Origin of the sequence: Streptomyces sp. NPDC048504 (assembly GCF_043200035.1) — a bacterium.
Classification (GTDB): Bacteria; Actinomycetota; Actinomycetes; order Streptomycetales; family Streptomycetaceae; genus Streptomyces.
Genome location: NZ_JBICXA010000021.1, coordinates 87870 through 103019 on the forward strand (window position 1 = coordinate 87870; position 15150 = coordinate 103019).

Here is a 15150-nt window from a genome sequence, read left to right on the forward strand (position 1 = left end):
GGCTCTCTTCCGATGAGGAGCGATGAAGAGGGAGGGGGAGGAACGGGCGGGTCAGAAAGCGGTGAGGTAGCGGTCCAGCTCCCAGGCGCCGACCGTGCCGTGCCAGTCGAAGAACTCCTGGCGTTTGACCTCGCCGAAATACTCGCTGACGCCCGGGCCCGCCGCGTCGAGAGCCCCGCCGATCACCGGGTCGGCGGCCAGTGCCTCCACGGCGTGCAGCAGGGTCGGCGGCAGTTCGGGGCGGGCCGCGGTGGCCGCCGTGTCTCCGGGTTCGCCGGGGTCGAGTGCGCGCTCGATGCCGTCGAGTCCGGCGGCCAGGGCCGCGGCCGCCGCGAGGTAGGGGTTGGCGGAGCCGTCGCCGCCGCGCAGTTCGATGCGGTTGCCGTCGGGGACGCGGACGAAGTGGGTGCGGTCGTTGCCGCCGTAACCGGCCTTGCGGGGTGACCACGTCGCGCCCGAGCGGGTCGAGACCGCGCCGGTGCGCTTGTACGAGTTGACGGTGGGCGCGATGACGGCCTGGAGGGCGCGGGCGTGGTCGAGGATGCCGCCGACGAAGGAGTAGGCGAGCGGGGACAGGCCGAGGCCTCGGGTGTCGGAGGCGTCGGGGAAGGCGGGTTCGCTCCCCCGCCAGAGCGACAGGTGCATGTGCATCCCGGAGCCGGTGCGGTCGGTGAACGGCTTCGGCATGAACGTGGCTGTCATGCCCCGCTGTTCGGCCAGCACCGACACCAAGTACCGCATGGTGATGACCCGGTCGGCGGTGGTGAGGGCGTCGGCGTAGGCGAAGTTCTGCTCGAACTGGCCGTTTCCGTCCTCGTGGTCGTTGGCGTAGTTGCCCCAGCCGAGGGAGTTCATCGCCTTGGAGACGGCGGTGAGGTGGTCGTACATCCGGGTCAACCCTCGTGCGTCGTAACAGGGTTGGGCGGCGGTGTCACGGCTGTCGGCGACGGAGAGCGTGCCGTGTTCGTCGCGGTTGACGAGGAAGTACTCGATCTCCGCCCCGACCGCGAGGGACAAGCCGAGCTCGGCGGCACGGGCCAGTACGGCGCGCAGGATGACGCGGGGTGCGTACGGCCAGGGCTTGCCCTCGACGTGCGGGTCGCAGTGGACGAGGGCGAGTCCGGGGCGTACGAAGGGCAGCGGGGTGTACGAGGTGACGTCGGGCAGCGCGATGACGTCCGGGTCGCTGGGCCGCTGGCCCAGGGCGCCTGCCGCGTAGCCCGCGAATCCGACGCCGTCGGACTGGAGTTCCTCGACCGCCTCCACCGGGACGAGTTTGGCGCAGGGCTTGCCCGCGAGGTCGACGAAGACGGCGAGGACGAACTCGACGCCGTCGGCGCGGACTTGGGCGGCGAGGTCGGATTCGGGAGTGGGCTCGGTCGTCGGTGCCGGCTCGGTGGTCGTGGGCGGTGCGGCTGCGGTGTCCATCGCCATGGGAGGCTCCCAGCATCCGGGGTTTCCTGATGTGAATCTCGATTTCTCCCGAGGAAACCGTGCGGGCATTACCGAGCCGTTTCCCGCACGGAAGCAGCCTGTTGCCAACTGCCGGGCGGGTCGCCCGTGTTGCAGGGCCGATCTCCGATGACGAATATGGCGTTCTCAATTATCGAGAGGTAGCCTCTCATCCGATCGCCACGTCTCAGCACGTCTCAGCACATCTCGCCGGGGAGGCCGTCATGGCAGGCACGATGCAGGGCAAGGTCGCCGTGATCAGCGGAGGTTCGACCGGCGTGGGGCGGGCCGTCGGGGCGCTGCTCGCCGAGAACGGCGCGCAGGTGGTGCTGCTCGCCCGGCGTGCCGACCGGCTGGAGACGGCCGCGCGGGAGATGGCGGGGTCGGTGCTGACGATCCCGACCGACGTCAGCAGCGGCGACAGCGTCCGCGCGGCGTTCGCTCAGATCGAGGAACGGTTCGGACGGGTGGACATCCTGGTGAACAGCGCCGGCGTCGCCCGCATCCGCGCCATCGAGGACACCGCCGACGAGGACATCCACAGCTGCATCGGCACCAACCTCCTGGGCCCGATCCACACGACCCGCTCAGCGGTGCCGCTGCTGCGGGCGGCGGGAGGTGGTGACATTCTCAACATCTCCTCCGAGATCACGCTGGACCACATGCCGCTGATGGCGATGTACGCGGCGAGCAAGCACGGCCTGAACGGCTTCACCGCCGCCATGCACAAGGAGCTGCGCGGCGACGGAATCCGGGTCGCCCTGGTGATCCTGGGCTCGATCTCCGACAGCGCCTTCATCGAGAACTTCCCCGGCGAGGACCGGCAGCGCGCCGCACCCGTGTGGGAGGCCGACGGCTATCTGACCAGGGTGGGAGCCATGAAACCGCTCCCCTCGGCCACCGTCGCCCGGGTCATGCTCCAGCTCCTCAGCACGCCACCCGAGGTCGTACAGGACGTGGTGCACATCCGCCCGGCGGGCTGAAAACCCCCGCCCAGTCCACATACCGGCCGAACCTCAGCCACGGGCACCCCATAAGCCGGCCTTATGAGGTCATAGACCGGACCCGCATACCGACTTAGGCATGCCTTAGTTTAGGCTTCCCGTCGAGTCGCTTGTTTTCGCTCGAAGGGAACCTGATCATGCCGCGCCCCCTGCGGGTAGCCATCGTCGGAGCCGGCCCCGCCGGGATCTACGCCGCCGACGCCCTGCTCAAGTCCGAGGTGGCCGCCGAACCCGGCGTGTCCATCGACCTCTTCGAGCGGATGCCCGCGCCCTTCGGCCTGATCCGGTACGGCGTCGCCCCCGACCACCCGCGCATCAAGGGCATCATCACCGCCCTGCACCAGGTCCTCGACAAGCCGCAGATCCGCCTCTTCGGCAACATCGACTACCCGACCGACATCAGCCTGGACGACCTGCGCAGCTTCTACGACGCGGTGGTCTTCTCCACCGGCGCGACGGCCGACCGCGAGATGTCCATACCGGGCATCGAGCTCGACGGTTCCTACGGCGCCGCCGACTTCGTCTCCTGGTACGACGGCCACCCGGACGTCCCGCGCACCTGGCCGCTGGAGGCCGAGAAAGTCGCCGTCCTCGGTGTCGGCAACGTGGCCCTCGACGTGGCCCGCATCCTCGCCAAGACCGGCGACGAGCTGCTGCCGACCGAGATCCCGCCGAACGTCCACGAGGGCCTCAAGGCCAACAAGGCACTCGAAGTCCACGTCTTCGGCCGCCGCGGCCCGGCGCAGGCGAAGTTCTCCCCGATGGAGCTGCGGGAGCTGGACCACTCGCCGAACATCGAGGTCATCGTCGACCCCGAGGACATCGACTACGACGAGGGTTCGATCGCCACGCGGCGTGGCAACAAGCAGGCCGACATGGTCGCCAAGACGCTGGAGAACTGGGCGATCCGCGATGTCGGCGACCGCCCGCACAAGCTGTTCCTGCACTTCTTCGAGTCCCCGTCCGAGATCCTCGGCGAGGACGGCAAGGTCGTCGGCCTGCGCACCGAGCGCACCGCGCTGGACGGCACCGGCAACGTCAAGGGCACCGGCGAGTTCAAGGACTGGGACGTCACCGCGATCTACCGCGCGGTCGGCTACCTCTCCGACAAACTCCCCAAGCTCCCCTGGGACATCGAGTCGGGCACGGTCCCCGACGAGGGTGGCCGGGTCATCCAGGAGACCGGCGAGCACCTCCAGTCGACGTACGTCACCGGCTGGATCCGGCGCGGTCCGGTCGGCCTGATCGGCCACACCAAGGGCGACGCGAACGAGACGGTGGCCAACCTGCTCGACGACCACGCCAACGGCCGTCTGCACACGCCTGTTTCGCCCGAGCCGGAGGCCGTGGAGGCGTTCTTCGCCGAGCGCGAGGTCCGCTTCACCACGTGGGACGGCTGGTACCGACTCGACGCCGCCGAGAAGGCGTTGGGAGAGCCGCAGGGCCGCGAGCGCGTGAAGATCGTCGAGCGTGAGGACATGCTCAGGGCGAGCGGCGCGTAAGCCTCACCCCCGCCTACGCGTAAGTCTCACTCCCGCGCAGCTGAGACCGAGGGGCCCGGCGGCCGAACCGCCGGGCCCCTCGCGCACGTCAGCGCGCCGCCCTCCCGTACCGCGCGAACACGGTGTGGCCCGTCTTCTCGATCTGCTGGCACTCCAGGTGGAGGGGCGGACCGCCCGCCGGGAAGAGCCGTTCGCCGGTGCCGAGGACCGTGGGGAAGGTGATCAGCCGGTACTCGTCGACCAGGTCCTCGGCCATCAGCGTACGGACGACGGGCAGGCTGCCGATGACGATCACGTCCCGCTCCTCGCGCTTCACGGCGTCGACGAGGTCGCCGTCGAGGACGCTCGAATTCGTCCACGCCGACACATCGGTGAGGGTGCGGGACGCGACCAGCTTCGCCCCGGCGTTCATGCGCGCGGAGAACTCGTCGTCGCGGGCCGGCCACAGCCGCGAGAACGCCTGCCAGGTGCTGCGGCCGAGCAGCATGACCCCGTCGTCGAGGGTGCTGCCCAGCCGGAACTTGTCGCCGCCGATCGCCTCGCGGCCGTAGCGGAACATCCAGCCGCCGTGCGGGGTGCCGTCGGACCCGTCGGGGTCGGAGACGATCCCGTCCAGGGTGGTGAACTGGATGACGATGACGCTCATGATGGGTGTCCTTTCGGTCGGTGCTCACCGGTACATACCGGCGGCACCGGCCGAACTCATCGTGGTCGGCGCGGTCGGTTCGCGGACAGCCGTTGTGGCAGGTCGAAGGCTTTCAGCGACTGCGGATCGGCGAACACGACGTTGTGGGTGACGCGTCCGCCGGCGACGGTGAACACCTGAAGGCTGTGCAGGCGGTGCCTGCCAGCAGGGTCCTGTGCGTACGCGGCCAGTGCGGGTTGCCCGTTGGCGACCAGGCGCCTCAACGCCCAGTCCGTGCCCCGGAGTTCGAAGACCCTGCGCATGAACGCGCCGTAGTGCTCGGTGCCGCGGAACCAGAGCGGGACCGGCGGCATCTCCAGGACCACGGCGTCGGCCAACAGCCGTACGAGGGCGGGGACATCGGCCGCCTCGAACGCCCGCAGGTAGCGGTCGACGACCTCGCGTGCCCCGGGGTCGTCCGGTTCGGTGATCGCGTCGTCGTCGCCGACGTCCGTGAGGGCGGCGCGGGCGCGCTGGAGCGTGCTGTTGACGGCCGGGACGGTGGTGTCGAGCTGGTCGGCGACCTCGGCCGCGCTGAACTGCAGCACCTCGCGCAGCACGAGCACGGCCCGCTGCCGCGCGGGCAGCCGTTGCAGGGCGACGACGAGGGCGAGCCGCATGTCGGCGCGGGCCTCCATGTCGTAGCGCGCGTCGGGGAAGGGCTGCAGCCAGGGGATGTCGGTCGCAGGCGTGAGCGGTGTTCCGGGGTCCTCGCCCGGTGCGCCGAGGCCGGACGGCAGGGGGCGGCGCGCGCGTCCTTCGAGCGCGGTGAGGCAGACGTTGGTGGCGATGCGGTAAAGCCAGGTGCGGACGGAGGCGCGTGCGGGGTCGTACCGGTCGCGGGCCTTCCACGCGCGCAGCATCGTCTCCTGCACCAGGTCCTCGGCCTCGTGGAACGAGCCCAGCATCCGATAGCAGTACGCCACCAGTTCGCCCCGGTACGGTTCGAAGTCCACCCGCCCATCATGGCGTACGGGCCTGCTAACGTCCCCCGGTGTTCTCCCTCCTCGAACCCCCGTTCCTCAGCCGTCTGCGCGATGCGCGCCGGATACTCGTCGCCGGCGCGGGCGGCGGCTTCGACGTCTACGCCGGGCTGCCGCTGGCCCTCGCGCTGCGTTCGGCCGGCAAGGAGGTGCACCTCGCGAACCTGTCCTTCGCCGATCTGTACGGCCTCGACCAGGACGTGTGGGTGGACCGCGACGTGGCCGCCGTACGCCCGGACACGGAGGCCCGCGGCGACTACTTCCCGGAGCGGTCCCTCGCGCGGTGGCTCGACCTGCACGACATGCCGTCGACCGTGTACGCGTTCCCCCTGACCGGTGTGGGACCGCTGCGGGACGCGTACCGCACGCTCATCGCGCATCTCGGCGGCGTCGACGCCGTCGTGCTGGTGGACGGCGGCACCGACATCCTGATGCGGGGCGACGAACACGGGCTGGGCACCCCGGAGGAGGACATGGCCAGCCTCGCGGCGGTGAACGGGCTCGACGAGGTGCCGGTACGGCTGGTGGCGTGCCTCGGGTTCGGTGTGGACGCGTATCACGGGGTCAACCACTCGCTGGTGCTGGAGAACCTGGCCGCGCTGGATCGTGAGGGCGCGTATCTCGGCGCGTTCTCGCTCCCGCGTGAGAGCCGCGAGGGGCAGCTGTATCTCGATGCGGTGGCGCACGCCCAGGAGTCCACTCCGGACCATCCGAGCATCGTCAACGGTTCCGTGGCGGCAGCCGTGCGCGGGGACTTCGGTGACGTCCGTTTCACCGAACGCACGCGCGGCGGCGAGCTGTTCATCAATCCGCTGATGGCGCTGTACTTCTGCGTGGACGCACCCGGGCTCGCACGCCGCAACCTCTACCTCGACCGGTTGGAACGGACCGCGCTCATCCGCCAAGTGAGTTCGCTCATCGAGGAGTTCCGCGACGAACTGCCCCAGCAGCGCCCACCGCGCGCCTATCCCCACTGACCGAACCGAGCAGCAGACGCCCGCTCGCGCCCGCGAGGAGCAGTCCGGTCAGCATGCAGACGAGGCCGAGGGCCGGTCCGGACGACCAGTTCACGCTCGATGCGCGGAAGGCAAGTACGACTTCTGCGGCGATCGCCGTGCGGGAAGTGCCCGGAGGACAGGGCGAGTTCGGTCGAGGTCGTCCTCGGCCAGGGCGCCGAGGACACCGACGCCCAGCGTCAGGGCCCACACGCCGAGGGCCTGGGCGTCGACCCGGTTCACGGTCCAGGGGACGAAGTCGGCCCAGAAGCCGGGGCGAGTCAACAGCCCCGCGCCGATACTAACCAGGCCGAACCGAGCACGGCGTCATGGGCGGCCCCGCCCAACCGGCGTGGGCAGACGGGGCGTTGGGGCCGAGTCCGCGAGCGCGGTCCGCTTCAGCAGCTCACGTCCGTACATCACGCGCAGGCTCACGACAGTCGTCGCGGCGAAGGCGAGCATGCCGCAGCCGATGGCGACACCGGCGGACAGGGCCGTCAACCGGTCGAGACCGAGGGCGCGTTGGAAGACCGGGGCCGCGCCGATCGACAGCACCGGGGCCAGGCTCAGGGCCGTCAGGTGCAGTCGCCATTCCTCCCGGGCCCAGGGCCGGCCCTGGCGTCCGGCGCGGCGGGCGTTGACGGCCATCACGGCGTAACTGACCGCGTAGGGAAGGAGATAGGCCCACAGCAGTCGCCGTCCGGTCGCGCCGAAGTCGAGGTACGAGCGCGCGATCCACAACAGGGCGGCCGCACCGGCGAGTTGTGCGACGGCGAGCACGGGCGGCGGTGCCCAGGAACCCGACACGCCCTCCACCGTCGTACGGCGGTCCCGTGCCCGCGAGGCGATCAGCGCGCCGAACACGACCACCGAGCCCAGGTGCGTGATCGCGACCTGGTTGATCTGTTCCATGGTCAGGCCGGACAACAGCCGGGGCAGGAAGCCCCATTCGAGGCGCAGCAGCGGTGCGGTGAGGAGGAATCCGTAGCAGAGGAGCATCCAGCGCTGATGCAGGTCGGGGAGTCCACCGACCGCGGTGAGGATGCCGAAGGTGACGCTCAGGACGGTGCCGACGAGGAGGGTGGCAAGCACGATCCAGAACGCCGGGCCGCTGAACGCGTCCGTGGGGGCCGTGCGCGCCAGGTAGATCCCGGCGCCCGCCATCGAGACGTACACCGTGACCGCGAAGACCACGCCCAGCGTGCGGTGGAGGCGGGTGCGTCGGCGGGCGGCGGTGAGGAGTTGGGCGGGGGCGAGGAGCATCAGGGCGCCGCCGAGGACCGAGTGCACGATCATCGGGACGAGACTGTGCCGGTAGGGCGCGATACGGCCGGCGAGGGCGTCGGTGACGTAGCGCGGGGAGACGACACGGCCCATCACCCACTCGCCGAGAGCGGGAGCGCCGGGGCGGGCGTACGGCCACAGTTCGGTCATCGCGATCGGCGCGTAGGCCAGGCACACGACCGTGACCGCGATCATCGTGGCGCGGCGCCAGGTGCTGTTCGTCGGACGGCGCACGGCGGCCCCCCTGCCGGCTCAGAGCCTCGGCCCGGCCCTCGATAGTCTCGTCTGGACTATCGAGACGGTAGAGGCGGCCGCCGTCGGGGTCAACGGTCCTGCGCGCGTTCGTCGCGGTGCCGCACCCACTGCCAGAAGTCGACCATCATCCGCTCGTACCGGATGCCGAACTCCAGCGCCTCGCGCTGTCCCGGGGTCAGCAACCCGCCCACGCCGTCGGCGAGTTCCTCGTATCCCCGCAGGGTCTTCTCGTGCTCGCCGAGCTGGACCGGGGCGAGGATGTCGGGCCGGCCCCCGAACCACAGTTTCAAGATGCCGCGCTCCCTGGCCTCGACCGGCACGAACTCCGGGTCGTCCAGCCAGCCCCGGAGGACGGACCGGCCCTGGCCGGTGAGGGTCAGCACCCGGCGGTTACGGCCGCTTTCCTGCCGTACCTGGGACAGCAGCCCCGCCTCCAGCAGCCGGTCGCACTGGGCGTACACCTGCGCGTGCGGCACCGACCAGAACGGCGCGACCGTACGCGCGGCCTCCGTCTTCACGTCGTACGGGCTCGCCTCGCCGAGTCTGTCGATGATGCCGAGGACGAGGTAGGAGGAGGTGGTCAGCCGCGCGTCAGACATGCGTCGACCGTATCGCGGTGTCGAACGAATACTTGGGGTCCGCAAATGATGTGAACTGCCCCACGACGGGTAGTTCTTAACTCAGCTAGCCCTTAACTCAGCGCCTCTTCCGCGTGAACACCTCCACTCAAAGGAACTGTGGTCTTGGCTCTCGCGTACCCTGACGCCCCGTCAGCCCGTCGACCCGGGCGTACCTGGACTATTCGCATCACAGGTCATCGCGACCGTACCGCCTCGGTCAGCTGCTCCTCCGGGTGCGGCATGCCCGCCCGGTCGCGCGACATCGCGGCCCTGCGCCGCTTCGCCGAAGCCCATGCGGCGGCCCATGTCAGAGCGGCGACCGTACGCCCCGACGCGGCCTGCGGCTGCCGTCGTCAGCGGTGCGCGGCGCACGAGGGGACCCGGGTCGACTGCTCGGGCTCGGTGCTGCTCGTGCTGCGCCACGATCCCGCGGTCGGCCAGGTGTGGACCCTGGCCGAGGTCTGCGCGGCCTGCGCCTCGCTGATGACGCACACCCGCGTCGTCGGCAAGCCGCTGCCGCGCACCCGGCCGCCGCGCGAGGAGACGGTCGTACCCCTGCGGGCGCCGTCCCCGACGAGCGCCCGTTCGGTACCGGCCGGCTTCAGCGCGCCCCCGCCCGAACCGGGCGTCCCGTCCCGGCCGGGCGCCGCGGACAGGCGTCGGGGCCGGTGAGATCAGGTGGCACACGGACGGGACCCACCCCGAGCGGATGGTGGGCGGGTCCCGTCCGCCCCACCATTCTGCGGACAGGTCCACGTCAGAGGCACGCGTGAAACCCGGCCGCCCGGAGTGAACCGATCACACCCCGCGCGTACGCTCACGCGGTATCCCAAAAAATCGGGCATACGAGACTCTACGATCCATGCTCGACCCCCCGCTTGACCCGCCAAGATCTCCGACGGTGATACTGGTGGGTCAGCACCGCCCCCGCCCGCAGATTGGCCTATGTCGAACTCCTCCACAGCTCCGCCCACGATCCCCCACACGGTGTGGCTGGCTCGCGGCCGCCACGTCGGGTCCGCCGACGCCGCGGACGTCGTACGGCGACAGCTGCAACGGCTCAAGGACCGCGAGGTCATCGACGACCACCTGGAACCCGACGAGGACCAGCACGAGGATCCGCGCGAGCAGGTCTTCGAGGCGCGGTGGCGGGTGGAGGGGACGGTGACCGTGCGGGCGCGGCTGACATTCCCGCCCGCTCCGGAACCGGGTTCGTCCTCTGGCACCCCCGTTACGACGGAGGGGCAGGAGTGGGTCCTGGTCGCGGAGGCCGAGCGGGTCTGGGATCCCCGGTGGCCTTCCCCCGCGACCATGTTCTGGCCCGAGGACCCCGAGAGCGCCGACGCCGGCTGGGACCGTGTGACAGTTCCCGGGCTGCGCTTCGGGCAGGTCAATCCGCTGCCTTCCGACGAGAAGGAGCTGCGGCGCCTGTTCCGGAGCTGCGCGCAGGACGGCTGGAACATCCACGTCGTCGTGCACGAGGCCATGACCCCGGACGCGCACGGCCGGCTGCCCCTGGCCCGGCTGCTGCCCGCGAGCTTGCGGCACCGCGTGGTGGAGCACCGGGCCACACCGGATCAACTACGGTCCGTCAACTGGGCGTTGCTGCGCGAGTTCGACTTCCAGGTGCCGCGCGGCGGTGCCGTGGTGCTGCCGACCAGCCCGGTGGCTCCCTCCTACGACGTGCGCGAGTTCTCGGTGCGCAGCGTCTTCCTCGACGGCTCCGAGCCCACCGAACTCGTGGACGTCCTCTGCCGCTACGCCGCCTCCGCGCGCCCCCTGCCGGACGGCGGCCAGGAGGCCGTCACCGCGCTGCGCGAGCAGTGGAAGCTGATGACGATGGAGGAGGAACTGGCCCGCGAGCGCAGGCTCGTGGCCATGTACGCCGAGGCCCTCGAAGCGATGACGAAGTCCCGCGACCTGTACCGGGAGTCCGCGGACCGGGCCAACGAGGCGCTGGCCGCGCTGCGCGATTCGGCCGGAGCCTCCGTGCCCGGGGCGACGTCCCAGCCGGGCGGGTCCCCGTTCCAGCGGACGTTCGGCCGGCTGAGGGACGCGACGAAGGCACTGCGCCCCGCACCGCCGACCGACAGCGAGCAGGCCGATCCGCCGAGTGACGGTGGCCGCTCGGCCGAGGAGCCGTAGGCAGTCTGTCTCGGGGCCAGGGCAAACGTCGTCACGCAGATGACGTCCTGGCCCCTCGGTCACGCCGAAGGCCTACGCAGCGCAACACCGATGGTGAGAATCGACCACCAGTGGTGATCACCGCCCACGCGCCCCCTGCGCCCGCCGCCCTAGCTTGGCGGTATGCCGATGCAACCCTGGTTCCGCGATGCCAAGCTGGGCATCTTCGTCCACTACGGGATCTACGCCGTCGACGGTGTGCCGGAGTCCTGGTCCTTCTACTCGGGCCAGGTCCCGCACGACCAGTACATGCGGCAGCTCGACGGGTTCACCGCCGCACGCTACGAACCGCGGGCCTGGGCACGGCTGTTCGCGCGGGCGGGTGCCAAGTACGCGGTGCTGACCGCCCGTCACCACGACGGCGTGGCCCTGTGGGACTCGGCCCACGGTGACCTGGACGTGGTCCGCCGCACCCCGGCCGGCCGCGATCTGATCGGGCCGTACGCGGACGCGCTGCGCGAGGAGGGGCTCAACGTCGGCCTGTACTACTCCCATTCCGACTGGAACCACCCCGACTACGCCAGCACGGTGCACCCCCAGGCGCCCGACGAGGAGATCCGCACCAACCCCTACGCCTCCGCACGGCCCGGTCACGAGGACCCGGCCGCCTGGGCGCGCTACCTCGCCTACCGCGACGGCCAGGTCGGCGAGTTGGTCGACCGCTTCCGGCCCGACCTGCTGTGGTTCGACGGCGAGTGGGAGCGCAGCGAAGAACAGTGGGGCATGCGGGAGTTGGCGGAGCTGATCCTCGCCGGGAACCCCGACACCGTCCTCAACGCCCGCATGCTCAGCCACGGCGACTACGCGACGCCCGAGCAGGGGGTGCCGTTGCAAGCGCCGGACGGGCCTTGGGAGTTGTGTCTGACGGTCAACGACTCGTGGGGTTTCCAGCAGGGGGACGAGCACCACAAGTCGGTGCGGCAGCTGGTGCGTTACTTCACGGAGACGATCGGGATGGGCGGCAATCTGCTGCTCGACGTGGGCCCGAGGGAGGACGGGACGATAACGCCCGTGCAGACGGAGCGACTTGAGGGGCTCGGAGCGTGGATCGCCCGGCACTCCGAGGCGGTGTACGGCACGGTCGCCGGTCTGCCCGCCGGGCACCACTACGGCCCCAGCACCCTCTCCGCCGACCGCCGCACGCTGTATCTGGTGTGCTTCGATCCGCCGCGCGAGTCGGTGTCGGTGCGCGGCCTGCGTACGCCCGTCAAGCGCGTCACGGTCCTCGGCACCGGCGCCGAACTCGGCCACGACGTCATCGGCGGGCTCGGTGACGTGCCCGGTGTGACGTGGATCGACGCCCCGGACGTGGCAGACGTGGACAAGTCGGCGACGGTCCTGGCGGTCGAGCTGGACGGGGAGTTGGACGTGTACCGGGGAGCGGGGAGGGACTGAGCGCATGCGGTGCCGCTAAGAGTTCGCGACGGCGCCCGGCCTGCGGCCTGTTGGGTCCGCCACGCCCCTCACCGACGCCCACCCGGACCGAATCGCGCGGGGACCTCGTGACACCGGCCCGCCCACCCAGCCTTCAGGTGCCGCCCACCCGTGCCCGAACTGCCCTGGGTGACGCTCCCAGTTCGCGTCGGCATGCCTTGTTGAAGGCCTGCAGATCTCCGATGCCGACGGCGGCCGCGATCGCCGGGATGGACAGGGTCGACTCCCGGAGCAGGTGCCGGGCGCGTTCCATGCGGCGGTGCCGGAGGTGGGCGACGACCGTGGTGCCGGTCTCGGCGCGGAACAGGCGGATGAGGTGGTTGTGCGAGACGCCGGCCGCGTGCGCCACGTCGGGGACGGTCAGCTGGGCCGCCAGGTTCGACTCGATGTGGGCCACCGCGAGGGCGAATGCCGGGTGGGGACCGGCGGTTCCGCCCGCAGCCGGGGTCGCCAGGTCCGCCACGCGCCACAGGACGGTCCACAACTCGGCTGCCGCGCGGGCGGAGTTGCGCGGTGCCGCCGCGACGGCCCGCTGCATCAGGTCGGTCAGCACGGGCGTCTGCGTACCGGCGTCCTGCATCACGGGCACGGTCAACCGCTCTCCGGCCGACGGGAGTTCCAGGTGGGCGAAGAGATGCTCGGACCGGCCCCGGTAGTGGAACCGCACCAGCGCGCCGGGCGGGACCAGGCTCACATGGCCGGGCCTGATCTCGTGCGCCACGCCGTCGACGGTCAACTCCGCCTCGTAGCCGTACAGATGGAGCTGCCAGAGGTCCGGAAGCCGGAACACGTCGCGCGGGCTCACCGTGCCGTGCACGCCGACGCCGAGGCTGGCCACGCGCGGTGGGGCGTCGAGGCCGATCCGCACGTGGGTTCCGGTGCCGTTGGTCGCGCTCACGGTGAAAACGTACCAGCGCCTGACAAGGGGTCAACGGCTGTCAAGGCTCTTCGAAGCGTTCGGGTGTGATGTTCCCCTCGTCGGCCATACCGGGGCCGTAACCGGGCATCCGGATAGGGCACATACCGTGCGGCCGGACCTGGAAAAGGGGCGCCAGTGGACTCGACCACAACCGTGATCGTCATCGTCGCGGTGCTCGCGGTGGTGCTGCTCGCCGTGGCCGTCGGAGTGCTGGTGCGGCTCGTCCGCATGCGGCGCTCCATGCGGCGCGCAGGGCTTCCGACCGGCCCCAAATGGGTTTTCTGGGGTGCCGTCCTCTACTTCGTACTGCCGACCGATCTGATGCCCGATCCTGTGTATCTGGACGACATCGCCGTACTTCTCCTCGCTCTTCGCACGATGCGCAACTCCCTCGGCGAGCAGGAGAAGGGGCTGCCGGGCGAGCTCGACTGACCCCGGCGTGCGCGGCACTTTCCTTACTTTGACTACGCAGAGTAAGGAAACCATTCACTCGTTCGATTCGTATAAGTCTCTGGAAGCAGACGGAAGTCAGCGGGCCAAGCGACCTCGCAGGGTGGCCACCGCTTGCACGAGGCAGTACCGACGAGGGAGAGACGATGCAACCGTTCGCGCTCAACTACGCTCGCCCGGCAGCACAGTTGGAGCTCACCGCTCCGTACAGCTACGACTCCGGACTGCAGTTGAACGTGCTCGCCGACGGACGGGTCGCCGCCCATGATCTCGCTCTGCTGAGAGAACTGGGGACCACCACGTCCACCGCGGGATCGAAGACTCACTTCGACGACTGAACACGGAACGACGAAAATGACCGTCCTGGTCCTTACCTGCGAAGAGGACGTCACGGCGGACATGGTGGTGGTCCACCTGCACGCGTCCGGCGTCCCCGTGGTCCGGATCGATCCCGCCGACCTCACCGGCGGGGTCGCGCTGTCCGGCGAGTACGTGCACGGAGCCTTCCGTGGTCATCTGTCCGCCGGGGGGCGGCTGGTGAGCGTGAGCGGACTGCGGTCCATCTGGGTGCGCCGACCGGGCACCCCGGCGACCCGCGCACCCCAGCCCTCCGCATGGCTGACCGAGGAGGCCTCCCAGGCGCTCTACGGCATGCTCCGCGGCTCCGGCGCCCGCTGGATGAACCACCCCGACGCGTCCCGCCGGGCCCGGCACAAGCCCTGGCAGCTGCGGCTCGCGCAGCGCAGCGGGCTGCCCGTGCCGGCCACCCTGATCACCACGTTCCCGCAGGCCGCCCGCGAGTTCTCGCAGCGCTTCCCGGACCTGGTGGTCAAGCCGGTCTCCGGCGCCCATCCGCAGGATCCGCCGCGAGCCGTGCCGACGAGCCGGGTCGCGCCGGACACCGACTTCGCCGCCGTCGCGTTCGGCCCGACGCTGCTGCAACGCCGGGTCGCCAAGCGCGCGGACATCCGGCTCACCGTCGTCGGCGACCGGATGCTGGCCGCCCGTACGGCGACGGCCCCGGACGCCGACCCCACCGAGGTCGACGTCCGTTTCGCCGCCTCCGCGCAGCCCTGGTGCCCTGTCGAGGTCCCGCCGCGCATCGCGGATGCCGTCCTGACGTACATGCGCGATGCCGAACTGGCTTACGGCGCCTTCGACTTCGCCGAGGACGGCGACGGGACCTGGTGGTTCCTCGAGTGCAACCAGTCGGGCCAGTTCGGCTTCGTCGAGGCGGAGACCGGCCAGCCGATCGCCCGGACGATCGCGGAGTGGCTGGCCCTGCCCGCCGCCTCGGAACGGGAGGGCCTCGTCAACGGGTCGGACAGCGCGGTCGGTTGAGCAGTAACGGTTCACCTGAGGCGGAAGGGGTGAGCGCCCCGG

General features: G+C 70.6%; 16 protein-coding genes. 9 read left to right on the forward strand and 7 right to left on the reverse strand.

Annotation, left to right across the window (positions count from 1 at the left end):
• Positions 1-51: 51 nt before the first annotated feature.
• Entirely contained in the window at positions 52-1434 is a 1383-nt protein-coding gene (glnT, locus tag ACGFY9_RS40745; RefSeq protein ID WP_393762926.1) for a type III glutamate--ammonia ligase, read from the reverse strand.
• A gap of 242 nt (positions 1435-1676) precedes the next feature.
• On the opposite strand from glnT, the gene ACGFY9_RS40750 reads away from it, so the two are divergent.
• Together ACGFY9_RS40750 and ACGFY9_RS40755 are read left to right on the forward strand one after the other, a co-directional pair.
• The gene (locus ACGFY9_RS40750; RefSeq protein ID WP_393762927.1) at positions 1677-2435 is read left to right on the forward strand and encodes an SDR family oxidoreductase; all 759 of its coding nucleotides are present in this window, start codon (positions 1677-1679) and stop codon (positions 2433-2435) included.
• A gap of 158 nt (positions 2436-2593) precedes the next feature.
• Positions 2594-3958 (forward strand): FAD-dependent oxidoreductase, encoded by a 1365-nt coding sequence (locus tag ACGFY9_RS40755; RefSeq protein WP_393762929.1) that lies wholly within the window; start codon positions 2594-2596, stop codon positions 3956-3958.
• A gap of 88 nt (positions 3959-4046) precedes the next feature.
• Here ACGFY9_RS40755 and ACGFY9_RS40760 read toward each other — a convergent pair whose 3' ends face one another.
• Positions 4047-4604, reverse strand: coding sequence for a dihydrofolate reductase family protein (locus tag ACGFY9_RS40760; protein ID WP_393762931.1), 558 nt, complete (start codon positions 4602-4604; stop codon positions 4047-4049).
• Between the two features lie 56 nt (positions 4605-4660).
• A complete protein-coding gene (locus ACGFY9_RS40765) occupies positions 4661-5599 on the reverse strand; it encodes a sigma-70 family RNA polymerase sigma factor (RefSeq protein ID WP_393762933.1) in 939 nt (312 codons plus the stop codon).
• Between the two features lie 38 nt (positions 5600-5637).
• Between ACGFY9_RS40765 and ACGFY9_RS40770 the strand changes: the two genes are divergently transcribed.
• Entirely contained in the window at positions 5638-6603 is a 966-nt protein-coding gene (locus tag ACGFY9_RS40770) for a DUF1152 domain-containing protein (protein WP_393762935.1), read from the forward strand.
• Between the two features lie 90 nt (positions 6604-6693).
• On the opposite strand, the gene ACGFY9_RS40775 is transcribed toward ACGFY9_RS40770, so the two are convergent.
• From ACGFY9_RS40775 to ACGFY9_RS40785, 3 genes are all read right to left on the reverse strand, one after another.
• Positions 6694-6906 carry a hypothetical protein gene (locus ACGFY9_RS40775; RefSeq protein WP_393762936.1) on the reverse strand — a complete coding sequence of 71 codons (213 nt, stop codon included), beginning with the start codon at positions 6904-6906 and terminating at the stop codon, positions 6694-6696.
• A 42-nt stretch (positions 6907-6948) separates the two neighbouring features.
• Positions 6949-8139, reverse strand: a complete 1191-nt coding sequence (locus ACGFY9_RS40780; protein WP_393762938.1) for a DUF2306 domain-containing protein — start codon at positions 8137-8139, stop codon at positions 6949-6951.
• Between the two features lie 89 nt (positions 8140-8228).
• Positions 8229-8759, reverse strand: a complete 531-nt coding sequence (locus ACGFY9_RS40785; protein ID WP_393762940.1) for a PadR family transcriptional regulator — start codon at positions 8757-8759, stop codon at positions 8229-8231.
• A 261-nt stretch (positions 8760-9020) separates the two neighbouring features.
• Between ACGFY9_RS40785 and ACGFY9_RS40790 the strand changes: the two genes are divergently transcribed.
• From ACGFY9_RS40790 to ACGFY9_RS40800, 3 genes are all read left to right on the forward strand, one after another.
• Complete coding sequence (locus ACGFY9_RS40790) at positions 9021-9452, forward strand: hypothetical protein (protein WP_393762942.1); 432 nt, start codon at positions 9021-9023, stop codon at positions 9450-9452.
• 273 nt (positions 9453-9725) lie between these two features.
• Positions 9726-10925: a hypothetical protein gene (locus tag ACGFY9_RS40795; protein ID WP_393762944.1), complete on the forward strand. Its 1200-nt coding sequence runs from the start codon at positions 9726-9728 to the stop codon at positions 10923-10925.
• Positions 10926-11087: 162 nt separating this feature from the next.
• A complete protein-coding gene (locus ACGFY9_RS40800) occupies positions 11088-12359 on the forward strand; it encodes an alpha-L-fucosidase (protein ID WP_393762945.1) in 1272 nt (423 codons plus the stop codon).
• 133 nt (positions 12360-12492) lie between these two features.
• Here the strand turns inward: ACGFY9_RS40800 and ACGFY9_RS40805 are convergent, their stop codons facing one another.
• Positions 12493-13296 (reverse strand): helix-turn-helix domain-containing protein, encoded by an 804-nt coding sequence (locus ACGFY9_RS40805; protein WP_393762947.1) that lies wholly within the window; start codon positions 13294-13296, stop codon positions 12493-12495.
• 156 nt (positions 13297-13452) lie between these two features.
• Between ACGFY9_RS40805 and ACGFY9_RS40810 the strand changes: the two genes are divergently transcribed.
• The 3 genes from ACGFY9_RS40810 (at position 13453) to tgmB (ending at position 15108) form a co-directional block, all read left to right on the forward strand.
• The gene (locus ACGFY9_RS40810; RefSeq protein WP_327406635.1) at positions 13453-13749 is read left to right on the forward strand and encodes a YkvA family protein; all 297 of its coding nucleotides are present in this window, start codon (positions 13453-13455) and stop codon (positions 13747-13749) included.
• Between the two features lie 164 nt (positions 13750-13913).
• Positions 13914-14105 (forward strand): putative ATP-grasp-modified RiPP, encoded by a 192-nt coding sequence (gene tgmA, locus ACGFY9_RS40815; RefSeq protein ID WP_033283043.1) that lies wholly within the window; start codon positions 13914-13916, stop codon positions 14103-14105.
• 16 nt (positions 14106-14121) lie between these two features.
• Positions 14122-15108 (forward strand): ATP-grasp ribosomal peptide maturase, encoded by a 987-nt coding sequence (gene tgmB / locus ACGFY9_RS40820; protein ID WP_393762950.1) that lies wholly within the window; start codon positions 14122-14124, stop codon positions 15106-15108.
• The last annotated feature ends 42 nt before the right edge of the window (positions 15109-15150 follow it).